The 22,706-nt window shown below is 57.2% G+C and carries 21 protein-coding genes and 1 tRNA gene; 5 read left to right on the top strand and 17 right to left on the bottom strand.

Annotation, left to right across the window (positions count from 1 at the left end; translation table 11 throughout):
• Positions 1-44: 44 nt before the first annotated feature.
• The 10 genes from hbs to recJ form a co-directional block, all read right to left on the bottom strand.
• Positions 45-320, bottom strand: a complete 276-nt coding sequence (gene hbs / locus ON16_RS05090) for a non-specific DNA-binding protein Hbs (RefSeq protein WP_040660061.1) — start codon at positions 318-320, stop codon at positions 45-47.
• Between the two features lie 60 nt (positions 321-380).
• The gene (gene mazG / locus ON16_RS05085) at positions 381-1,187 is read right to left on the bottom strand and encodes a nucleoside triphosphate pyrophosphohydrolase (protein ID WP_040660060.1); all 807 of its coding nucleotides are present in this window, start codon (positions 1,185-1,187) and stop codon (positions 381-383) included.
• 58 nt (positions 1,188-1,245) lie between these two features.
• Positions 1,246-2,859 (bottom strand): putative polysaccharide biosynthesis protein, encoded by a 1,614-nt coding sequence (locus ON16_RS05080; protein ID WP_040660057.1) that lies wholly within the window; start codon positions 2,857-2,859, stop codon positions 1,246-1,248.
• A 238-nt stretch (positions 2,860-3,097) separates the two neighbouring features.
• Positions 3,098-3,493, bottom strand: a complete 396-nt coding sequence (locus ON16_RS05075; protein ID WP_040660056.1) for a zinc ribbon domain-containing protein — start codon at positions 3,491-3,493, stop codon at positions 3,098-3,100.
• 14 nt (positions 3,494-3,507) lie between these two features.
• Positions 3,508-4,437 carry a uridine kinase family protein gene (locus tag ON16_RS05070; protein ID WP_040660054.1) on the bottom strand — a complete coding sequence of 310 codons (930 nt, stop codon included), beginning with the start codon at positions 4,435-4,437 and terminating at the stop codon, positions 3,508-3,510.
• 57 nt (positions 4,438-4,494) lie between these two features.
• The gene (hemZ, locus tag ON16_RS05065; protein ID WP_040660052.1) at positions 4,495-5,991 is read right to left on the bottom strand and encodes a coproporphyrinogen dehydrogenase HemZ; all 1,497 of its coding nucleotides are present in this window, start codon (positions 5,989-5,991) and stop codon (positions 4,495-4,497) included.
• A 3-nt stretch (positions 5,992-5,994) separates the two neighbouring features.
• A complete protein-coding gene (locus ON16_RS05060; RefSeq protein WP_040660050.1) occupies positions 5,995-6,612 on the bottom strand; it encodes an MBL fold metallo-hydrolase in 618 nt (205 codons plus the stop codon).
• A 12-nt stretch (positions 6,613-6,624) separates the two neighbouring features.
• Positions 6,625-7,071, bottom strand: a complete 447-nt coding sequence (gene dtd, locus ON16_RS05055; RefSeq protein WP_040660048.1) for a D-aminoacyl-tRNA deacylase — start codon at positions 7,069-7,071, stop codon at positions 6,625-6,627.
• A 330-nt stretch (positions 7,072-7,401) separates the two neighbouring features.
• Positions 7,402-9,618 (bottom strand): RelA/SpoT family protein, encoded by a 2,217-nt coding sequence (locus ON16_RS05045; RefSeq protein WP_051131544.1) that lies wholly within the window; start codon positions 9,616-9,618, stop codon positions 7,402-7,404.
• On the bottom strand, positions 9,615-11,717 hold the full coding sequence (gene recJ / locus ON16_RS05040; protein ID WP_040660044.1) for a single-stranded-DNA-specific exonuclease RecJ: 2,103 nt from the start codon (positions 11,715-11,717) through the stop codon (positions 9,615-9,617). Before recJ ends, ON16_RS05045 begins: the two co-directional genes overlap by 4 nt.
• Before the next feature lie 259 nt (positions 11,718-11,976).
• Here recJ and ON16_RS05035 point away from each other — a divergent pair, with 259 nt between their 5' ends.
• Complete coding sequence (locus ON16_RS05035; RefSeq protein ID WP_040660042.1) at positions 11,977-13,500, top strand: S-layer homology domain-containing protein; 1,524 nt, start codon at positions 11,977-11,979, stop codon at positions 13,498-13,500.
• A gap of 107 nt (positions 13,501-13,607) precedes the next feature.
• Here ON16_RS05035 and ON16_RS05030 read toward each other — a convergent pair whose 3' ends face one another.
• From ON16_RS05030 to ON16_RS05020, 3 genes are all read right to left on the bottom strand, one after another.
• A complete protein-coding gene (locus tag ON16_RS05030; protein ID WP_040660040.1) occupies positions 13,608-14,018 on the bottom strand; it encodes a P-loop NTPase family protein in 411 nt (136 codons plus the stop codon).
• Positions 14,019-14,166: 148 nt separating this feature from the next.
• Entirely contained in the window at positions 14,167-15,501 is a 1,335-nt protein-coding gene (locus tag ON16_RS05025; protein ID WP_144032055.1) for a glucose-6-phosphate isomerase, read from the bottom strand.
• Between the two features lie 117 nt (positions 15,502-15,618).
• Positions 15,619-16,737, bottom strand: coding sequence for a D-alanyl-D-alanine carboxypeptidase family protein (locus tag ON16_RS05020; protein ID WP_040660036.1), 1,119 nt, complete (start codon positions 16,735-16,737; stop codon positions 15,619-15,621).
• 121 nt (positions 16,738-16,858) lie between these two features.
• Between ON16_RS05020 and ON16_RS05015 the strand changes: the two genes are divergently transcribed.
• A tRNA-Gly gene (locus ON16_RS05015) sits at positions 16,859-16,932 on the top strand.
• Between the two features lie 120 nt (positions 16,933-17,052).
• Entirely contained in the window at positions 17,053-17,511 is a 459-nt protein-coding gene (locus ON16_RS05010; protein ID WP_040660034.1) for a nucleotidyltransferase domain-containing protein, read from the top strand.
• A gap of 258 nt (positions 17,512-17,769) precedes the next feature.
• On the opposite strand, the gene ON16_RS05005 is transcribed toward ON16_RS05010, so the two are convergent.
• A complete protein-coding gene (locus tag ON16_RS05005; RefSeq protein WP_040660032.1) occupies positions 17,770-18,027 on the bottom strand; it encodes a hypothetical protein in 258 nt (85 codons plus the stop codon).
• Between the two features lie 153 nt (positions 18,028-18,180).
• Entirely contained in the window at positions 18,181-18,342 is a 162-nt protein-coding gene (locus ON16_RS15900; RefSeq protein ID WP_162829293.1) for a hypothetical protein, read from the bottom strand.
• A gap of 282 nt (positions 18,343-18,624) precedes the next feature.
• Between ON16_RS15900 and ON16_RS05000 the strand changes: the two genes are divergently transcribed.
• Complete coding sequence (locus ON16_RS05000; protein ID WP_144032054.1) at positions 18,625-18,957, top strand: hypothetical protein; 333 nt, start codon at positions 18,625-18,627, stop codon at positions 18,955-18,957.
• A 104-nt stretch (positions 18,958-19,061) separates the two neighbouring features.
• Here the strand turns inward: ON16_RS05000 and ON16_RS04995 are convergent, their stop codons facing one another.
• Positions 19,062-19,610 carry an ECF transporter S component gene (locus ON16_RS04995; RefSeq protein WP_051131543.1) on the bottom strand — a complete coding sequence of 183 codons (549 nt, stop codon included), beginning with the start codon at positions 19,608-19,610 and terminating at the stop codon, positions 19,062-19,064.
• Between the two features lie 108 nt (positions 19,611-19,718).
• On the opposite strand from ON16_RS04995, the gene pdxR reads away from it, so the two are divergent.
• A complete protein-coding gene (pdxR, locus tag ON16_RS04990) occupies positions 19,719-21,107 on the top strand; it encodes a MocR-like pyridoxine biosynthesis transcription factor PdxR (RefSeq protein WP_040660028.1) in 1,389 nt (462 codons plus the stop codon).
• Positions 21,108-21,205: 98 nt separating this feature from the next.
• Here the strand turns inward: pdxR and ON16_RS04985 are convergent, their stop codons facing one another.
• Positions 21,206-22,462, bottom strand: coding sequence for an acetyl-CoA C-acetyltransferase (locus tag ON16_RS04985; RefSeq protein WP_040660027.1), 1,257 nt, complete (start codon positions 22,460-22,462; stop codon positions 21,206-21,208).
• Between the last annotated feature and the right edge of the window lie 244 nt (positions 22,463-22,706).

The following is a 22,706-nucleotide window of genomic DNA, read 5'->3' as shown; positions in this document are numbered from 1 at the left end:
TCCCCCCGCGCGAAACGTCTGATATAATTTGGCGGAGACGGTGCTTACTTCGCGACGGAATCCTTCAGAGCCTTGCCAGCCTTGAAAGAGGGAATCTTAGAAGCGGGGATCTTGATCTCCTCCTTGGTCTTGGGGTTGCGGCCAATGCGCTCAGCACGGTTCTTCACTTCGAAAGAACCAAAACCAACCAGCTGCACCTTGTCGCCCTGCTGCATGGCGGCGGTAATGGCGTCCAGAGTAGCTGCGATGACGGCTTCCGTCTCCTTCTTGGAAACCTCCGTCTTGGCGGCGACAGCGTTAATCAGTTCAGCTTTGTTCATTTGTATTTCCTCCTATAAAATTCACATCTTTGATTTTATCTCTTAAAGCGGGATCCGCTTTTAAGATTTCACTTGTTTGGCCTGCGCCCACAGGGCCAGCTTTTCCTCGGAAGAAAGGGAATCGAGTCCGGCGGAGGCATGTTCTTCCACAAAACGAAATCGCTGGGCAAATTTATCGCAGCTTGCGTGCAGAGCCTCTTCGGGGTCCACACCGCTGCGCTGGGCGATCTTGGCGGCAATAAACAGCACGTCGCCAATTTCCTCCTTCACGCCGTGAGGCGCGTCCAGAGAACGGGCGGAATCTTCTGCGGCCTGACGCAGTTCACCGACTTCCTCGTCCAGCTTGTCCAAGATACCCGCGCCGTCCGGCCAGTCAAACCCGGCCTTGGCGGCTTTGCTCTGTATTTTTTCGGCCCGCCACAAGGCGGGAAGCGTTTTGGCCACGGCGTCCACCGCGTCTGCGGCGGACTGCTGGCCTTTTTCCTTGCGCTTGAGAACTTCCCAGCGGTCCAGCTCCTCGGCGGTGTCTTTGACCTCCACCGTGCCGAATACGTGGGGGTGGCGGTAGATCAGCTTTTTGCAGATACCGTCCGCCACGTCGTCCATGGTGAAGCCGCCCTGTTCCTTTTCCAGCTGGGCGTGGAACACGACCTGCAAAAGCACGTCTCCCAGCTCTTCGCAAAGAGCGGCTTTGTCACCCCGGTCAATGGCCTCCACCGCCTCGCAGCTCTCCTCCAAAAAATTCCTGCGGAGAGACTTGTGGCTCTGCTCCCGATCCCACGGGCAGCCGCCCGGTGCGCGAAGCAGCTCCATAATGCGGAGAAGGTCCTCGTAATCATAATGTGGCTTACATTGAAAATTTACCATAACTTCTCTGCCTTTGCAAGATAAATTCGCGGGAAATCATTGATTTCTCAGGTTTTTTTCACTTGAGTCTCAAAATTTTGGCCAGTTTTTTTCCGTGTGGAATGGATTCGAGGTCCTCTGCCCGCATAATCCGCAGGGCAATGACAAGAATTCCGTAAACAACAACTGCGACGCAGATGGCCCCCAGCGTGCAAAGAGCGCTCCGGAAATAAGATTCACCGCGGATAATCCGGCTCAAAATCCCATGGGAGGACCACGCCGCCACACCCATCAGCACGGAAGCAATCGCGGGCTTCGCAAAAATGGAGAGGTACTTGGGTTTTTCCGGCGAGTATTTCCACACAAAGAACAGGTTCAGTCCGGCGATGACCAGATAGCAGCACAGGGTGGAAATGGGAGCGCCCATGATGTTGATGTCCGGATTGCCCACGAGGAAGTAGTTCATGACGATCTTGGTCACGCCGCCGATGATCATGGTCCAGATGGGCAGCTTCTCCTTGCCGTAGGACTGCAAAATGGCGTTGGTCAGGTTCATTAGGCAGATGAAGATGCACGCAATGCCCTGTACCCGCAGAAGGGGCGCACAGGCCAGCGCATCCTGGGGCTGCACCGGATAGAGCAGCAGCAAAATCGGCTCCGACAGTACGCTCAAACCGATTCCCGCCGGGATCGCCAACAGGGCGATCAGCCGGAACGCGGAAGACACCACCCGGTTGGCCCGCTGGTGTTCTTTCCGGGCCAGAGCCGCCGCCACAAAGGGGATTAGGCTCATAGTCACGGGGAAGACAAAGCTGGGCGGCAGGTTCACAAGATCGGTGCCAAGGCCATACTGCCCATAGAGTACCGCGGGAGAGGAGGTAAGCTGCCCGGAAATGGAATCCAGCCGGCTCAAAACGATCTGCGTGTCCAGCAGGGTGATGATGCTCATAGCGGAGTTGCTCAGCGTAATGGGTACGCCGATGGTCAGCACCTGCTTCATCAGCGTTCCCGCAGGAGGCGGCACGTCGTCGGAGAGGGACCTGTCCCGATGGCGGAACAGATAAACGCCCATAAAGCCCAGCGCCACAATTTCGCTGACCGTGACGCCTAGGATCGCGCCTGCTGCGCCGTAGTCCACGCCCATTTTCAGGGTCTTGACTACGTACCAAGCGACGGGAAGGCCCACACCCAGCTTAAACAGAACCTCGATCACCTGCGATGCGGCAGTGGGAGTCATGTTGCCTTGGCCTTGGGTATAACCCCGCATACAGGCCAAAAGACACATGCAGAACACCGCCGGGGCCAGCACCCGGATGGAGGGAGCCGCCTTGGGCTGGTGCATCAGTTCCGCCAGCTGGGGCGCGCCGAAGAACATCAGTAGTGTCAGCACCACACCCAGACCCAAAAACAGCCAGATGGCGGTGCGCAGCAGCTTGCGCTGCTCATTTTTCCGCCCCAAAGCGTGGGCCTGGCTGGTCAGCTTAGAGATGGCCAAAGGCAGTCCCGCTGTGGAGATGGTCAAAAGGACATTATAGACATTATAGGCAATGTTGAAATAGGTTTTGCCCTCGGCGCTGAGAATATTATTTACCGGGAGACGGTAGACGGCTCCGATGAGCTTTACCACCGCCACAGCGCCGGCCAGCGTGGCCGCGCCGCCCAAAAAGGACTGCTTTTTCGCATGATCTGCCATGAAGTTACCTCAATTTTTTACAGAGTTGAAGATATTCCTTCAACAAAGATATGCGCTCCGCGCACCGTCATTCCGAATGCATGCCCGCATTCGCAGGCGGGGCAGCTGGATGCGGGCACAGAATGCATTCCAGACAAGGCGGCAGGACGCGGATATCCCATCGGATCTCAAGTCCCTCCAACGCGGTATGGGGCAGTTTCTGCCCCACAGACGGCTGTCTGCGCTTATGAATACGTTCTTAAAGATGGGTTCCGCAGTGACGGCAAAACGCGTCACCGGGCTTTGCGTCCGCTCCGCACAGGGGACATACCCGCACAGACTGCCGCAGACGCGCGATTTCCGCGTCAATTTTGTCAAGCTCCTGATTCACAACGTCAATCTCCCGAAGTTTGGCAAGCAGGGTGTCGGAGTCAGCAACCGCGCCGGTGTGGGTTCCATATACCATGGAACCTACCTCCTGCAAAAGGGCGGCGCGCTGGGCCTTCAAATCGGCCGCACGGACATTTAGTTTGCTGACGGAAAGAAGAGAGGATGCCTTTTGCCCCGCAGCAGTGAACAGCTCGCCCGCGGCGGAACTCATCTCCACGGCGGTCTTTTGCACGGTGTCCAGAATGTCCTGCAATCTTTCATCCATATCCTGCGCCTCCCTCAGTACGTGTAGGTGCTGCCGCCCACGAATTCCCGGGCCAGAGAGTCGGGGGCCAGGAAGGTGTCCACCATGGCGTCAATCTTTTCATAGGCCGCCAAAATTTGCTCTGCCACGGGGTATTTGCCCCGGGGAAGTTCCTCCAGCAGGGGGACCACATAGGGCTTCAGCGCGGAGAATTCGCAGGCCAGAGAGGAGTCGAACATCAGGTCCGCGTTCTCCTTGTAGGGGGAGATGTACAGCTTCTCGCCCCGACGGACGTTTTCCCACATCTTCATGGTGAACTCCGCGTTGCTGCCCCGGAATTTGTGGTCCCGGACGATTCGGCGGCAAAGACGCAGCCAAGCGTGGTCGAAGACCACCTTCCCGTCATCCAGCACATTGCTGCGGGCGGCGATATACAGCTTGAAGGCCTTTGGATTCTTGCCAATGATCACGTCGTTCAGGGCATGAATGCCCTCAAAAATCGCCAGCTCGTCGCGGCCCAGATGCAGAGGCTGGGACATGATGTCGGAGCGCATCTGGCGGGCAAACTCATACTTGGGAACGTGGATCGTCTCACCCCGGTCCAGCATGGCAAAATGGCGGTTTAAAAGCTCAATGTCCAGACAGAAGGGAGACTCATAGTCGATGCCGCCCTCCCGATTCCGGGGCGCAGTCTCCGGATCGACGGTGTTGAAATAGTTATCCATGGATACCGTATGCGTCATCACGCCCATGGCCTTCAAAGCATCTTCAATTTTCAAGGCCGTGGTGGTCTTGCCGGACCCGGAGGGGCCGGACAGCAGGATGATATGGGATTCCTCCCGGTGCGCGGCGATTTTTTCTGCCGCCATCTGCACTTTTTTCTGGAAATCCTCGTCGCAGCGCTGGGAAAACCCCTCGGGATCGCTGCGGACCGCCTCGTTGATATCGTTGAGAGAATACGCCATGTTTGCAAACCCCTTTCAGTGCGGGAATGCGGCGAAACGCCGCTGTATTCCCTAGATTTAATCCGTCTGTCCGGCCCCCAGCGGGGCGGGAACGGACGGCTCCTCATAAAAAGCGGCAAAGGCTGCTTGATTTTCCGCAATTTTTTCGGACCTTGCCGTATATTCCACGGGGTATTTCAGGTTGAATACCCGGTGGATCGCCCGCGGTCCGGCGCCCACCATCTTTGTGGACCCGCCCGCGCCACAGGAGAGAATGGAGCACAGCTCCGACATGATATAAATGTTGTAGAGATTTTCGCTTCCGGGCTTGCACCAGCCCACGTTTTCAAAGCTGCCGGACATGTATTTCTGCCGGTAGAGATAATAAGGCCCGTAGCCCGCCGCGCGCAAAGTGGGATCGGCGTAGTCCAGCATCTGGCCCACTGCCTCGGCGGTGGGAATGCGTAAGCCCTCCAGCGTGATGCGGCTTCCCTTTTTCAAACTCAGTGTGTGGACGGTGATGTTGTCCGCCCCCAGCTGCAAGCAGGTGTCCAGCGACCGGCGGAAGCCCTCCGGGTCATCCTCCGGAAGACCAGCGATCAAATCCATATTGATGTGTTCAAAGCCGACGGCGGCCGCCTGCTCCATGGCGGTGAGAACCTGCGCCGCCGAGTGGCGGCGGCCAATGGCGCTGAGCACTCGGTCGTCCATGGTCTGGGGGTTCACGGAAATCCGCGTGATGCCGTGGCGCTTCAAAACCCTGAGCTTTTCAAGGGTCACCGTATCCGGACGGCCAGCCTCGACAGTATACTCGCCGCAAACCGCAAAGTCAAACGAATCCGTGAGGCTGGCAAGTAATTCGTCCATCTGCACGGCCGTCAGCGTGGTGGGAGTGCCGCCGCCCATATAGAACGCCCGAACCCGCAGGCCCTGCTCCCGGCAGAGCTTTCCGGCGGAGGCGATCTCTGCTTTCAGTGCGGCCAGATACGGTTCCACCAGATGAAAGCTCTTTTCCACGCTGGAGCTGACAAAGCTGCAATAGGCGCAGCGAGTGGGGCAGAAGGGGATGCCGACGTACAGTCCGATATCCTTGGGCCCGAGATCCTCCCGCACGCGCCGGGTGACGGCGGCGGTCTGCGCGGCAAGCATGGCGCGGCGGGGGGTGACAAAATAGTCCTCCTCCAGCGTGCGCTGCGCCTCCTCCGGCGTTTCTCCCCGGTCCAGAGCCTCCACCGCCACCTTGTCGGGCCGCACACCGGTGAGGCTTCCCCAAGGGGGCGTGATATGAGCCGCGCTTTGTGCAGCCTTGAAAAAGCACATTTGCAGAAGGCGGCGGCGCTGGCCTTCTTTCTCATAGTCGGTGCCGCAAAGCGTCCGAGAACATTCGCCCCGGCCCATGTCGCCCCGATAGCACATCTCTGTCACCGCGCTGGCCCTATCCCCGGTCTGGGTCAAAATGACCTTGGCCCAGCTGGGGTCTTCTCCCTCGTAGATGGGCCGTTCCTCCGGCAAAAGAGCCATGAGGGTCTGTTCGATGGCGTAAACCTCATGATGCCCCTCAAAAATCAGACGCATAACTCAGCCTCGCAAAGCTTGAAGCAGATAGGGGTTGAACGCCCGCTCCCGACTCAGAACGGACGCGTCCATGTGGCCGGGAAGCACGCGGTATTCCCCCTCCAGCTTTCCAAGGCGTGAAAGAGATTTGAGCATATCGTCCGTGCTGCCGCCAGCCAAGTCCGTCCGGCCGCAGGAACCGGCAAACAGCGTGTCTCCGGCAAACATGGCGTCTTCGCACAGCAGTGTCACAGACCCGGCGGAGTGGCCGGGCGTGGCCAGTACGGAAACCGTCAGGTTTCCCACGGAAACGGTATCCCCTTCGTCGTAATCCACTGCGGTGGGCAGGGGCGGGAAAAGCTGGGCCATGCGGCGGTCGGACCCGTCGCATACGTCCCGTCGGTTCAGATATACCGGAATGCCGGGGAACTTTTTCAAAAGCTCCTCCACCGCGCCGGTGTGGTCGTAGTGTCCGTGGGTCAGCAGAATGCATACGGGTGTGCAACCGGTTTCGGCGGCGGCCTGCGCCACTCGCTCCGCGTCCGCACCGGGGTCCACCACGGCGCAGACCTTTGCCTCTTCGTCGCACAGGATATAGCAGTTGGTCATAATGGGGCCGACCTGCAAAGTGATCGTCTTCATGGTAAAAGCTCCTTACAGCGTATCGGTGTCAAGAATCAGGGTTAGGGGGCCGTCGTTCAAAGAGTCCACCTTCATGTCCGCGCCGAATTCGCCGGTTTTGACAGAAAGGCCCTTGCTCTCGCACAGGGCAATAAACTTTTCGTACAGCGGGATGGCAACCTCCGGTCGGGCGGCAGCCAGAAAGTCTGGCCGACGGCCCCGCTTGCAGCTGCCATAGAGCGTGAACTGAGAGACGATGAGCAGTTCTCCGTTCACCGCGTCCAGCCCTAAATTCATTTTGCCGTTTTCATCTTCAAAAATGCGAAGGCCGCAGATTTTATGGGCCAGTTTCACGGCTTCGGCTTCCGTGTCTTCATGGGTCACGCCCAGAAGGATGAGAAAGCCGGGGCCGATTTGGCCCTTGACGGCTCCGTCGATGGCCACGGAGGCGTGGCGGACCCGTGTGACGACTGCGCGCATAAAAACGCTCCTTTCAACTTCAGCGGTACCCGCTGTCAACACTTGAGTTTGGTCCACAGGACCATACGAGGAATGCGCAGTTTGCGCCGGCGCTTCGTCCCCTCCCGGGAAAATCACGGAGTGGTTTTTTCCGAAAGAGGAGGGGCAATGGAGTGAGAGAGGTTTCGCGCAAAGCGCGGAAGCGAAGGATACGGAATTTGTTTTTCACGTCCCTGTCTTTCATCGAGGAAAATTACACGGTAATTTTCCTCGAAAAAGGAGGCCGCGCACGCAGGGATAAGCGGGCCTGCCCGCAGGCGGGATCGCGTTCCGCAAGGGCGGCGGCCGACGTCATCCGGCGGGCCGCGTGACTTTCAAAACCCCGGATACCTGATTGAGTCTCGTCATGAGGGACTGGAGCTGTTTGCCGTCCTTGACGTTTACCTCCAGCGTGATGACTGCAAAATTGTCCTCGGTGGTGCGGCAGTTCAGCGCCACCACGCGGGTGTTGGTGACAGACAGTGCCGCGGAAATATCCAGCACCAGATTGTTCCGATCCTTGGCAATAATCTCCAAAGAGGTGTGGTAGCTGTCGTTGGTATCGGTTCCCCAAGTGACTTTGATCCAGCGGTCCTTCTGGTCCGGCTGGCTGCGGCGCTCATCTGAGGCGTTGGGGCAGTCGCACCGGTGGACGGACACGCCGTATCCCCGGGTGATGAAGCCCACGATGTCGTCGCCGGGGACGGGGGTGCAGCACTTGGAAAACTTGACCAGACAGTTGGAAAGACCCTCTACGATGATACCCTGTTCGCTGCGGGTGCGCTTAGGCAGGAGGGATTTTGCCCCGTCGTCGGCCTTGGCAGATTCCTGAGCGGCCTCTTCCAGCGCCTTTTCCTGCTGGTGCAGCTTCTGAATACGCTGAAGCTCTCCCTGCATCCGGTTAACGGCCTTCTGCGCGGAGAAGCCGCCATAACCGATGGCGGCGTACATCTCGTCCAGAGTCCCGTAGGATACCCGCTTCAAAAGCTCCGGCAGATTTTCCAGCGCCAGCACGTCCTTCATGGCAATGCCGCAGTGCTTCATCTCCGCTTCAAAGGCGGCCCGGCCGTTGGCGATGTTTTCCTCTCTGCGCTCTTTTTTGAACCATTGGCGGATTTTGCTGCGGGCCTCGCTGGACTTGGCAATTTTCATCCAGTCCCGGCTGGGACCTTTGGCGGTTTTGGAAGTAAGAATCTCCACAATGTCGCCGTTTTTCAGCTGAAAATCATAGGTGACGATCCGCCCGTTGACTTTGGCCCCGATCATGTGATTGCCCACGGCGGAGTGAACGGAATAGGCAAAGTCGATGGGGGTGGCTCCGGCGGGCAGGTTTTGTACGTCGCCGCCGGGAGTAAACACAAACACCTCATCAGAGAACATATCCACCTTTAGGGAACGGATATACTCCTCGGCGTCGGTGCCCTCCTGATTTTCAAGAAGCCGCCGAACCCACTCGTATTTTCCCTCGGCTCCCGCGCCTTGTCCGCCCTGTTTGTATTTCCAGTGAGCGGCCACGCCGTATTCCGCGATGTCGTGCATCTCCTGTGTGCGGATCTGCACCTCAAAGGGGATGCCGTCTCCGCCCATGACGGTGGTGTGAAGGGACTGATAACCGTTGGGCTTGGGTGTTCCGATATAGTCCTTGAACCGGCCCAAAATGGGCTTATAAATGTCGTGGATCACACCCAGAACGTTGTAGCAGTCGCCCACGTTGTCCACGATTACCCGGAAGGCGAACAGGTCAAAAATCTCGTCCAGAGACTTGTTTTGATTGAACATTTTGCGATAGATGGAGTAGGGGTGCTTCATCCGCCCATAGACGGTGTGGTGAATTGCCATCTCCGCCAAGCGCAGATCAATCTGCTCCTGCGTGCGCTTCATGAAATCGTCGTACTCTGCCCGCTTTTCGTCAAGTGTTGAAACAATTTCCTCAAAGCCAACCGGGTCCAGATACTTTAAAGACAGGTCTTCCAGTTCCCACTTGATGCGCTGCATACCCAAACGGTGGGAAATGGGGGCGTAAATCTCCATGGTTTCCAGAGATTTCTGCTTCTGCTTTTCCGGAGACTGATACTCCATGGTGCGCATATTGTGGAGCCGGTCGGAAATTTTGATGAGAATCACCCGGATGTCCTTGCTCATGGCGATGAGCATTTTTCGCAGGTTTTCCATCTGTTCGTCTTCCTTGGTGGCGTACTGGATGCGGGTCAGCTTGGAAACGCCCTCCACCAGATCGGCCACCGTGGGGGAAAAGAGCTTTGCCACCTCGTCGTGGGTGGCGGGAGTGTCTTCGATCACATCGTGCAAAAGGGCGGCCTCGATGGATTCTGAGTCCAGCTTCAGCTCCTCCGCCACAATCTGGGCCACTGCCAGAGGATGGATGATATACGGCTCGCCGCTTTTGCGCGTCTGGCCGTTGTGGCTCTTTTCCGCATATTCAAAGGCGGAGCGAATGTGGGCAAAATCCGCCGAGGGGTTATAGGCCCGGACGGTGTCCTCCAGTTTTTGATATTGCTCTGTGATGGTCACAGGGCCTCCCTCCCCTCCCAAGTCTCTGCCCCGGCCCGCAATTTTTGCAGAAGGGGACAGGCGTAAAGGTCCACGCTGCCTTCCCATGGGAGCAGCGCGATATCCAAAAGTTCTTCATCCACGGCGGTAATGCGCAGGAGTCTTCGCTCCTCAAATACCAAAAGAGCCAGCGCGGCGCGCAAAAACGGCTCCCGGCCGCCGGCAAGCTCGCCGGTGGTTCGGAAAAACGGCAGTTTTGCTACCCGCGCCTGCCCATCCGGCAGCAGACGGCGCATGGCTTTCAGCAGCGCGCGGAACTGATCCAGCGGGGCGTTCAGCCGGTCAATCTCCTGTTTCGTCAGGATACCGCCCCGGCTCAGCCGCCGGACAAGTTCCAGATTTTCCGCCTCGTGGCGGCTGGGCGCGCGGCTCAGGCGCAGATCAATCATCTGCAATTGCAGGGTGGTTCGGCCCCGGAAGGTGTTGCCCTGCAAATAAAAGGCGGCGTCCACCCGGTCGTCCACCCGGATGCCGCATTCCTCCGCCGTGACGGAGAAAAAGATGGCGTCAAATCGGCAGGGGCCTTTGCCCAACTGCAATTTCAGGTGCCGCCCCTGACCAACGCTTTGCAGGGACTCCACCCGCGCGCCCAGAAGGGCGAACACGGGCCGGGGATTCCCCGCGCCATAAGGCTCCAGACGGCCCAGCTGTTCCACCTCGTCCATGGTCAGGTCCATCGGGTCCCCCACGGCGGCGTCAATTTCCAGCGCGGACACCGGCACGCCTTTGCCGCAGTGGGCGCGGACATAGCCGTTCATCTTCTCCCGGAAGGGGACGATGTTCTCTTCCCGGATGGTAAAGCCCGCGGCCAGCTCGTGGCCGCCGAACCCCTCCAGCAGACTGGAACAGGCCTCCAGCGCGGCAAATAAATTAAATCCGCCGTAAGACCGGCAGGAGCCTTTACCCAGCCCCTCCTGAACATGGATCATAAAGCTGGGGCAGGCGTATTTTTCGCTGAGGCGGGAGGCAACGATCCCCACCACGCCCTGATGCCATGTCTCGCTGGCCAGAACCAGTGCGGAGCGGGCGGATTCAGGCAGGGATTCAATTTGGTGCAGAGCGTCGGCGCAGATGCCCTGCTCCACCGCCTGCCGCTCCCGGTTCAAATCGCACAGCTGCCGGGCCAATTCTTCCGCTTTGGCGGGGTCCTCCGTCTCCAAAAGGTCGGCGGCCAAGTCCGCCGCGCCCATGCGCCCGGCGGCATTGATCCGGGGAGCCAGCGTAAAGCCGATCTGAACGGAGGTGACGGGTTTTCCCTCCAGTCCCACTTCTCGCAAAAGGGCGTGGATGCCCACAAAATCCGTCCGGGGCAGCGCGTCCAGTCCCCGTTGGACAATAATCCGGTTTTCGCCCTCCATCCGCATCACATCAGCCACGGTGCCGATGGCCGCCAGCGTACAGTACCGGGAGAAGAGCCGCTCTTCGTTGCCCGAGCCGCCCAGCGCCAGTACCAGCTTCAGCGCCACGCCCACGCCCGCCAGATGCTTGAACGGGTAGGGGCAGTCGGGCCGGTGGGGGTCCACCACGGCCACGGCGTCGGGCAAAGGACCTTTGCATTCGTGGTGGTCAGTCACCACCACCTCCAAGCCGATGGAATTGGCGAAAGCAACTTCCTCCGCGCCGGTGACGCCGCAGTCCACCGTCACCATCAGCGTGGCCCCCTGATCCCGAAGAGCCTGAATCGCATCGCAGCTCAGGCCGTACCCGTCCTCAATGCGCCGGGGAATGTAGCGCAGGCACTTAACCCCGCAGCCCTTTAAATAGTCCAGCAACAACGCCGTGGAGGTAATCCCGTCCACGTCATAGTCCCCAAAAACCGCCACAGTCTCGTTCTCTGAAACGGCGCGGCGAATGCGCTCCACCGCCCGCTTCATGTCCGCCATGGCAAAGGGGGAGAGGGACAGCACGTCGTCGCACTCCAGCCGCTGAGCGGCCTGCGCGGGGTCGGAGACGCTCCGACCCGCCAGAACCGCGGCAAGCAGCGCGGGGTATCCCGCTTGGCGCAGAGCATCCACCACGCCGGGAGCGGGCGCACCGATGTTCCATTTCTCAAATTTCATTCCGGCGTCCCTCCTTCCGACAGATTTTGCGGCATAAACGTGCTATTTTCCAAAATAACTTAACTATTATATCAAAGTTCCCGGGAAACGTAAAGAAAATTCTGCCCTCATGGGGGGCAAATTTGACGGCATGGCCAGATTCTGCTAAAATATCCGAGGTTATGCGTTCTGGAATATTTTAACACAGGTTCGGATGACTCGCCCGTATAAGGACGGGCGATCCTTTCTCGGAGAAATTTTTTCAAGGAGATGATTTGATTTGCGAAAGAACATGAAGCGAATGGCGGCGACCCTTTTGGCCTGCCTGTGCCTTTTGACGGTGCTGCCGGTTCCGGCTCGCGCGGCGACCGGATTTTCCGATGTGCCCGCGTCCCACTGGGCGGCAGAATCCATCACCCGCGCTGCAAAGCTGGGGCTGGTGAGCGGACGGAGCGACGGAACCTTTGGTCTGGGCCAGCCCATGACGCGCGCCGCGTTTGTCACGGTGCTGTGCCGCCTGTTCCAGTGGGAACTGGTCAGCCCCGCGTCCGGGTCCTTCCCGGACAATCAGGATTCCGCAAAGTGGTATTACCGTGCGGTGGAGACGGCGTGTCTTCGCGGAGCGGTCACCCAACAGGAGGAGAATTTCCGCCCCCATGACGCCATCACCCGCCAGGAGATGGCGGTGATGCTGGTGCGCGCGCTGGGATACGGGACGCTGGCCAGCCTTGCGGGCGAGCGGAAATCTCCCTTTACCGACGTGACCTCCAGCCTTGGCTATCTTGTTTTGGCCAATGATTTGGGGATTATGACGGGCAATACCCGGGGCGCGTTCCAGCCGGACAAAACCGCCACCCGGGAGCAGGCAGCGGCAGTGCTGATGCGCGTTTATGACAAGCTCAACGCCCAAACGCCGGATGTCTGCGGCGTGGCGCGAACGGCAAACGACTTAAGCCTTGCAGGCGTGGGGTCCGTGGCAGTGCCTGCTATGAAGCTGGTTTACAACGGCAGTATGCAGCTGACCCGTGATCTCTCCGCAGAGGAAGCTGCCGCCGTTTTCGCGGCGGCGGAGGGGAAGCGGCGGCTGATGCAGGTTTCCGGCAGCAGCACCGGTTTTGCGGATGCCGACACGACCGCGCTGGCAGAAAAAATCGCCGCCGCCGCGAAAAAAGACGGCTGGGACGGCGTACTGCTGGACATTCCCAAGCTGCAAGGCACAGAGAAGAAGACCTATTCCGCCCTTGTCACCGCGCTGCGCGCGGCTATGGGAACGGACAGTCTGCTCTATGTAACGGCAGAAGCCCCCAGCTGGCAGAATGCAACGGCCTATAACGGGTACGACTTTGCCGCGCTGGCGGCTCAGGCGGACAGGGTGATTCTGCGGGCTGCCTCCTACAATCAGCTGGTTTCCGATTTCCCAACCTCGCCGCGGGAGCCGCTGGAGGAGGTCTATTACGCACTGGAAACCGTTGCCGGCGCTATTCCGGCCGAAAAACGGGGCCTTTGGCTGACGGCCACGGGAACGGCTTGGCAGGGAAACATGGCCATTCAGGATATCTCCGCGGCAAAGATCACCCAGCTGCAATCTTCCTCCGGCGTTACCAGCTATTGGTCCAGCCGGTACGCCGCGCCCTATCTCAGCTATACGGAATCCGGCGTTCGTATGGTGGTCTGGTATAACGACGTCCGGTCCGCGCAGGCCCGCCGTCAGCTGCTGGCGTTTTTTGGCGGCGGCGGACTGTGCATCAGCGACCTTGCAGGTCCGTTAAACGGGGAGAACGGAATTCTTACCGGACTGCAATAAAGGCGGCAGATAAGTCTTTTTGTCCGAAATTAAAAAGCAAGCGCCTGCACAGCAGACGCTTGCTTTTTTCCTATCGGGTTATTGAGAAAGAGCCTTTTCCGGCGTGCTTACAGGAATTTCTGCATACCGTCGGTGGCCAGCTCCGGATCGCCGCTGACCGTGACGGTGAACTTGATGCTGTTTTTCTCGCCGAAAGCGTCCAGCCAGTTCAAAAGTTCCTCAGTCTCGTGGCCCACTTCGCCGCCGACCACCTTGCACAGGTTGTCAATGAACACATGGGAAATGTCGTAATTACCAGCGTACAGGCCGCTGACAAAGCCGCGGACAGACTCGTAACTGTTCAGTTTATATTCCTGCGCGTCAATCAGGCGGATGCGATAGTGGATGTCGTAAGTCAGAGCGGAATTTGCCTCAATGCAAACCACGTTGCCCGGCTCGTCCTTTGCCGCGCTGTTGATGAGGTCGATGAGCTGCTTGGTCTTTCCGGAACCTTTAACGCCCATAATCAATCTGACCATAGTGTATCACTCCTGTTCATCTGAAATCGCGGGGTGGATTTCTATGTCTTCAGCATAGCATAGATTCAAAGAAAAGACAACGAAAAATTCCTGTAAAAACTTTGTGGATAATGCCGGGGATGGAACAAAAACCATCCCCGGCATTCGTTTACTTTTGCAATTTTGCTTCCAGTTCCGATTTTTGTGCCTCGTATCCGGGTTTTCCCAAAAGGGCAAACATGTTCTTTTTATAGGCTTCCACGCCGGGCTGGTCAAAGGGATTCACATCCAGCAGATATCCGCTGAGGCCGCAGGCATATTCAAAGAAGTAAATCAGCTGGCCCAGCGTCTCCGCGTTCCGTTCTCCTGCCTCCACAATCAGGTTGGGTACGCCCCCCTCGGTATGGGCCAAAAGCGTTCCTTCGGTGGCTTTGTCCCGGATAAAGTCCATGGAGCGGCCGGCAAGGAAGTTCAGCCCGTCGCCATCCTCCGCATCCTCGGGGACGTTGAGCTGGCGGGCGGAGGAGCCAAAGCGCACAATCGTTTCAAACATCAGCCGCTTGCCCTGCTGGATGTACTGGCCCATGGAGTGGAGATCGGCGGTGAATTCCACGCTGGCGGGGAAGAGGCCCTTGCCCTCCTTGCCCTCGCTCTCGCCGAACAGCTGCTTCCACCACTCGGCCATCATGCGGAACGCGGGGTCAAAGCAGCCCAGAATCTCAACGGCTCTTCCGTCCCGGTACAGCTGGTATCGGGCGGCGGCGTACCGCCACGCGGGGCATTCGTACCCGGGGACGGCGCACTGATCCATCATGCTTGCCGCGCCGCGCATCAGCGCGTCAATATCTACTCCAGAAACGGCGATGGGCAAGAGGCCCACGGCGGTGAGGACGGAGTACCGTCCGCCGATGTCGTCGGGGACCACAAACGTCTCCCATCCTTCGCTGTCTGCCAGAGATTTCAGCGCGCCCTTAAGCCGGTCGGTGGTGGCAAAAATGCGCTCCCGCGCGCCCTCTCTGCCATACCGTTCCTCCAGAAGATTTCGGAAGAAGCGGAAGGCGACGGCAGGTTCTGTGGTGGTGCCGGACTTGGAAATGACATTGACGGAGAAATCCACACCGTCGATCAGATCCATGACTTCGCCCATGGCGTCGGAACTGAGGGCGTTGCCCACAAAGTAAAGATTGGGAGTGTCCTTCTTTTTCAAATTATAGTTGGGCGACTGCAGGCATTCCACCACGCCGCGGGCGCCCAGATAGGACCCGCCGATACCGATGACCACCAGCGCTTTGGAATTCTTGCGGATTTTAGCGGCGGCTGCTTTGATGCGCGCGTACTCCGCCTGATCGTAATTCCGGGGCAGATGAACCCAGCCGGTGAATTCTCCGCCCTGACCACTGCCGTTTTGCAGCTTATCCTGAGCCAGTTTCAACCGGGGAGACAGTGCCTCTTCATAAGGCATGGGGATAAACGAGTCCATATGGAAAGTTTTAACGTCCAGCATAATAACGATCCCTTCCAGATCACATGCGTGATCCTTATGATACCGTCATTATACTAGTTTCGCCTGTCAGCCACAAGTAAAAAAATGGGAAATACGGCGAAAATTTCCCGTGGTTGTTCAGCCGCCTAAAAACGCCGTTCGCAAAAACCGAAGGGCCAATGCGCCCCAAGTCACGCGGGGAACATCTTCCCCTGCTACCAGCGACACTTCGGCCAACGTTTCACCATCGGCAGAGACGGTCAGAGTGCCCAGTACATCGCCTTTGGCAATGGGGGCTTCCGCCTGCGGGACAAGCGTCACAGACTTTTCCAGCTTCGCTGCTTTAGCCTTTTCCAAAAGCAAAGAGCTTTCTGCCGCAACGGGCTGCACCGTGGCCTGCGATCCCAGAGATACCGGAACCGGCGGCAGGGCCGCGTCAGGCGTGGCTTTCACCAGCGCATAGGTGGAAAAACCAAAGCTCAAAAGGGCTTTTGCGTCATCAAACCGCTGGGCGGAGGTAGGGGCTTTCATAATGACGGCGATCAGCTCCATGCCGTCCCGCTCCGCTGTGCCGGACAGGCAGTAAAGCGCAGAGTCCGTGGACCCGGTCTTCAAACCCGTGGCCCCCTCGTAAAAGCGAATGAGTTTGTTGGTGTTCACCAGAGAGGACGTGCCTTGGCGCAGAGTATCCATCCAGATGGTGGTGTACTGCCGGATATCCGGATGGTTCAGAATCAGTTCCCGGCTCATAAGGGCGATGTCATTGGCGGAGGTGACATGTCCCGCGGCGGGAAGGCCTGTGGCATTGCAGAAATGGGTGTCGTTCATACCCAGCTCCGCCGCCCGCGCATTCATCCGCTCGACAAAGGCCTCCTCACTTCCGGCAATCTCCTCTGCAAGCGCCACGGCGCAGTCGTTGGCAGAGACTACGCACACCGCCTTGAGCATGTCGCCCACGCTCAGCTGCTCGTTTTCCTTCAGCCAAATCTGGCTGCCGCCCATGGAGCAGGCGTGGGCGGAGGCGGTGATCACGTCGTCATAGTGCAGCGCGCCGCTGTCAATGGCCTCCATGGTCAAAAGCAGGGTCATGACTTTTGTAACGCTGGCGGGCTCCAGCTTTTCGTGCTCATTTTTGGAAAATAGAACCGTGCCCGTCTCTTTTTCCATCAGCAGCGCCGAGGGCGCGGACACCTCCAGCGCTCTGGCCGGTACGGTCAGCAGCAGCGCCGCCGCCAGCACAAACAGCAGTTTTTTCATAACGCTCCCCCTTTTCTTGTTGTCCCAGTCTATGAGGGGAGAAAAAAACAAATGACCCCTGAGGCATTTTTCGTCTTGCAAAATGAAAAAAGGTCTGTTATACTATCCTCACGCGTAATTTGCGGATATAGTTCATCGGTAGAACGGCAGCTTCCCAAGCTGCATAGGAGGGTTCGACTCCCTTTATCCGCTCCAAAAGACCTATTTTCCGTCAAGGGGAAAATAGGTCTTATTTTATATAATTTTATACAATGATAGAGCAAAGGTTTATGGTAAATTCACAAAACGATAAATTCTAGATAAGGGTGTGCTGTATTGAATGATATAGAGAAAAAATTAAAAGTACTGTCAGATATCGCACATGTTTTAAATGAAAAAAATGTGGTTTGGGCGGTTGGTGCGTCCATGCTGTTATATTTTAAAGGGAAGACTGACTTTTTCCATGATATCGACCTTATGGTCAGTGAAGACGATGTGGAAAAATTGAAAGAGCAACTTTTGCCGATGGGCTTATTGGCTCCGCCAAAGCCGGATAAGCTGTATAAGACAAGGCACTTTTTAGAATTTACGATAGATGGAATTGATGTGGATGTCATGGCTGGATTTGTTATCGTCAAAGATGGGAGAGACGTTGACTGCTCATTATTCCCAGAACAGATTGAAGAGTACATTCAACTGAATGGTGAAACGATTCCACTTCAGTCTTTAAGCGATTGGCGGCGGTACTATGAACTGATGGGAAGATCATCAAAAGTAGAAATGATAGACCGTTAAAGTCCAAAGAATCAGGCAGATTATGTGCATAATCTGCCTTAACCGCAAAAACATAAGTCCGTAGTTATCACAAAGGAGAACATCCATCGGGTGATCTTCTTTTTTGAGCCAACGGGGTGGACCGTGTTCTCTTGCGCTGGGTTTCGGGCGAATGCGGAAAAATTTTTTCTTATTCAAGCCATTCCAACGCTGTGAAACAAATCCGCAAGCCCCAGAGCGCTGAACAAGCAGCGGCTCCGGGGCTTTTTCGCGCAGCGGTTAACGACAGAGGGACATCGTCAGATTTAAGTACCGCGCATCCATTGATACCATACAGTCGATCACATCTTTCGCCTTTTCCGTCGGCACTTCCCGCTGATTCAGGATATGTACCATGGTTTCAACGATTTCCCGGTTCGTTGAAATGTCATCGAAGAGGATGCTGTTGTCCTCGGCGTGTTTGATCCCGAACGCGATGTAATGGTTTCCGTCCTCCGCGCCGAATGTGCTCTGTGTCATGCAATACAGTGATTTCATAGGTGCCCTCCCATAATTTTGTGATATAATTATGCACCGTAAATAAATAAAAAGCCAGAGGAAAAATTTGCAAAAAATATCCGGGGCCGCCGTGCCCCGGATATTCCCCCATATTTGCACAAGATTCAAATCCGTACAGGGATACGGGCTGAATTACAAATCGTCAACGTCCTGCACTGGCTTTTCGTGTGGATTTGCGGGACAACCGGTGTAACTGCCCTGCGGATCAGTCTTGTCTGAAGAAAAGTCCAGCATGGCCTTGACAGACTGGATTTCTGGCTTAATATCGCTTTTTTTCGGAATTTTCTTTTTCATAAATGATGGATCCTTTCAGATGTGATATAAGCGGTTGCCTGTGCTGCGGAGATGGTGTGATCCGATACAGCGCCTCTTGCGATACTCCAATAGTCTTCGCAGATGAAACCCGCTCCATTCGGAAAAACGCGGAAAAGATTTTTTGGAGTACCGTCTTTAAAAGACCTTGGTAAGTTATGGGAAATGAGTAAAACGCCTTGCAAGAAAATGAATACGGATGTATATTGTATATATTACCAAAATTGGAGGGCTGTGAACAAAATGGTGGGATGTTCAAAAAAGATGGCGGGAACCAAGAAGATGAAACTGGGGCTGTCCTGTGCGGCAGGGGCGGCATACGTGGTTTGTGCGCTGTGCTACCTTGTGAAAAGCGGGGGCGTGATGTGGGGTGGAATTGCCACATGGGTGGTTTGGCCGCACTTAATTTGTGCGGCGTTAGCCGTGCTGCTTGGAGCTGCGGGAATGATTGGGAATCAAAACCGACTTTTGCTGTGCGGCGCGGCGATGTATGGAATTTCTGTCGCGCTGTTTCCCCCGTTTCATGTTTTCCTGATTCTGCCGCTGCTGCTGATGGGAAGCTGGTATCTCGACACATTGCAGCAGACGGAAGCATGATGGGATAAAGCGATCCTGATGGCTGCAAGCCGCAGATGCGCCGAAAACGAGGGGACGGAACTTTTGTTCCGCCCCCTCTGCATGTATTTTAAAAAAATTTTACGTTACAGATTGGAAAATTTGCTTCGCACGTAGCCGCTCTTCCGCAGAGCCGTCGCCAGAAAAACGGAGACGACGATGCCAAAGCCTGCCTGCACCAGATTGCTGGGGATGCCTACCGAACTGCCGATAAAGCTGCCCATCAGCAGTGCGTCGAACAGCCAGTAGCCCACGACCATGGGGATTTCGCCAACCAGCGCGGAGAGAAGCATACCAACCGATTTTTCCCGCAGGGCGCGATACACAAGTCCGGCCACAATCGCCATAATGGCCTTGATGATCAGCGTGGCGGGGACATACACCATGTAACCGGACAGAGCGTCCGCCATGGCGGAACCAATGCCGCCAGCCAGCGCGCCGTACCACGGACCCAGTAAAAATGCCCCCAGCAGCACGACTGTGTCGCCCAGGTTCATATAACCGCCTGTGGGCGATGGGACGTGGATCACCATTGTGGCGGCGCAGGCCAAGGCCGCCAGCAGGGCCGTGGTGACGATGGTGCGCACCCGTGTGTCCGGGGCGGCAGAAGATGCGGGTTTCATTGCTTTTTCCATGTTTCTCTGACTCCTCTCGGCTTCAATTGAGCTTATTGTAGCGCGTATATGGTATGATTGAAATACTCAAATTGTAAAATTTCGATAAGGTCAGATTGGAGAGAGCAGATGCTGACATATTCTCTGGAGGAGCGGGGCGGACTGCCCCTGTACGAGTATCTATACCGCTGTATTCGGGAGGATATTCTCTCGGGGGCCTTGCATGTGGGGGAGCGGCTGCCCTCCAAGCGGGCGCTGGCGGAGCATCTGGGCGTCTCAGTCATCACGGTGGAGGGGGCGTATCAGCAGCTGGAGGCGGAGGGATACGTCCATACCCGTCCCCGCAGCGGATTTTTTGTTGCTCAGGTGGAGCGGAGCGCCCCGGCGCGGCGGCCTGCGGCGGATATTCAGCCCCGGCAGGAGCGATTGTGGCGGCTGGATTTGAAAACGAACCGGGTGGACGCCGCCCGCTTTCCGCTGGCGACATGGACACGGCTGACGCGGCAGGTGCTGGCAGAGGAAGGGCCTGCCCTCCTCTCTCCGCTGCCGAATCAGGGGCTGTATGCCCTGCGCGAGGCGATTTGCAGTGATCTGCGGAATTATCGCGGGCTTTCCGTGTCGCCGGAACAGATCGTGATCGGCGCGGGAGCGGAGTATCTCTATCTTCTGCTGGCCCAGCTGTTGGGACGGGACACGGTACTGGCGGTGGAGGACCCGGGTTATCCGAAAATTCGGCAGGTATATGAAAAAAGCGGAGTCCGGTGCGTCCCGCTGCCGCTGGACGCCGAGGGCATGAACCCGGACGCTCTGCGCGCCGCGGGCGCAGGCGCGGCGCACCTGTCCCCCTCCCATCAGTACCCCACCGGGCTGGCCACGCCGATCCGGCGGCGGCAGGAGCTGCTGCGTTGGGCGGATGAGACTGGCGGGGTGATTATTGAGGACGATTACGACAGCGAATTGCGCTTTACCGGACGGCCGATTCCGCCGCTGCAAAGCATTGACGGGGAAGGCCGGGTAGCGTATCTGAATACGTTTTCCCAGACGATTGCCCCATCCATGCGTGTGGGCTTTTTGGCGCTGCCGCCCCGGCTTTTGGAGCAGTACCGCCGGGAGCTTGATTTTTATGCCTGCACGGTTCCAGCCACGGAGCAATATGTTCTGACCCGATTTTTGGAGCAGGGCTACTATGAGCAGCATTTGGCCCGAATGCGGACGGAGTATCGCGCCCGGCGCTCCGCCGTGCTGGAGGCATTTGGACGCAGCTCCTTTGCCCAGTGCATTCATATAGCGGAGCAGGGGGCGGGACTTCACTTCCTGATGCGGCTGGACACCGAACGAACCGACGAGGAAATTGCCGCCCGGGCGCGGGAACGGGGTGTCCGGCTGGGCTTTCTGTCCGAGTATACCCAGCGGCAGGAGACGGCGTTTGCGCACACGCTGGTGGTGAATTACGCGGGGCTTGAAAAGGAGCGTCTGCCGGAGACGGTGGAGCTTTTAGCCGACATCTTTGCGGAATGACGCTGCTATAAACCACAAAAAATCCATTTGAAAATGTCAGCAAACGAAAAGGACGCCCGCAGTTTCCCGCGGGCGTCCTTTATGTATAGATCAGAAAATCAGCACTTCTCGAAGATCGTGGCAACACCCTGACCGCCGCCGATGCACAGGGTAGCAAGACCCTTCTTGGCATCGTCGCGCTTCTGCAGCTCATGCAGCAGAGTGACGATGATACGAGCGCCGGAGCAGCCCACGGGGTGGCCCAGAGACAGAGCGCCGCCGTTGACGTTAACCTTGCTCATATCGAAGTGCAGCTCGCGAGCCACAGCGATAGACTGTGCTGCGAAAGCCTCGTTGGCCTCGACCAGATCCATGTCGTCGATGGTCACGCCGGCCTTCTTCATGGCCTGCTGAGAGGCGGGCACGGGACCCACGCCCATGATCTTGGGATCGACGCCGCCCTGACCCCAGCCAATCAACTTGGCCATGGGCTTCAGACCGTACTTGGCAACAGCCTCGCCGGAAGCCAGAACGATAGCGGCAGCGCCGTCGTTGATGCCGGAGGAGGAAGCTGCGGTCACACGCTGAGTACCCTTGTCGTCGGTTTCCTTGGCGCCGGTGACCTCAAAAGTATGTACGACCTGAGGATTGGGGGACTCGGGACCCACGGGGAAAGCGCCCTTCATCTTGCCAACGCCTTCCAGAGTGGTGCCTGCGCGGGGGAACTCGTCCTTCTTGAATTCGACGATGTCCTTCTTGACCTTCACGGGGACGGCCACGATCTCGTCGTCAAATTTGCCGGCAGCCTGAGCGGCTTCGCACTTCTGCTGAGAGGAGACGGCGAACTCGTCCAGCTCCTGACGGGTGATGCCCCACACATCGCAGATGTTCTCGGCGGTGGTGCCCATGTGGTAGTTGTTGAACGCATCCCACAGGCCGTCCTTGATCATGGTGTCGACCAGCTTCTTGTCGCCCATGCGAGCGCCCCAGCGGGCGTCGGGAGCGGCATAGGGAGCGGCGGACATGTTCTCGGTGCCGCCGCAGACAATAACGTCGGCGTCGCCGGCCAGAATGGAGCGGGCACCTTCGATGACGGACTTCATACCGGAACCGCAGACCATGCCCACGGTGTACGCGGGAACAGAATAGGGGATGCCGGCCTTGACGGCGACCTGACGGGCGACGTTCTGACCAAGACCTGCGGTCAGAATGCAGCCGAACATCACTTCGTCAACCTGCTCGGGCTTCACACCGGCACGATTGAGAGCTTCCTTGACCACAATGGAACCCAGTTCGGTGGCAGGAGTGTTCTTCAGCGTGCCGCCAAAAGAGCCGATGGCTGTACGGCAGCAATTCACGACATAAAGTTCTTTCATGATGATCCTCCATTTTTATAAAATTCTTCATTGGACGCGGGCCGCTTTTTCGCCCGCGCGGGAAAACGATAGGAATGCGGTGCGGGAGAAGTTTGTCAAAACCATAACATGATTGTCAAAATTTTGGCAAATGAACTTCTTCTTTGCCGTCGTTATTTTTATTATAGGGGAATTTCTGCCTTGCGTCAATGGCTAAAATAGGACTTGGGGAAATTTTGTTAAATCTTTGACAAAACCCCTGCCG

It is taken from the genome of Oscillibacter ruminantium GH1 (assembly GCF_000307265.1).
Taxonomy (GTDB): Bacteria; Bacillota; Clostridia; order Oscillospirales; family Oscillospiraceae; genus Oscillibacter; species Oscillibacter ruminantium.
This window is presented reverse-complemented; position numbering and strand designations above follow the sequence as displayed.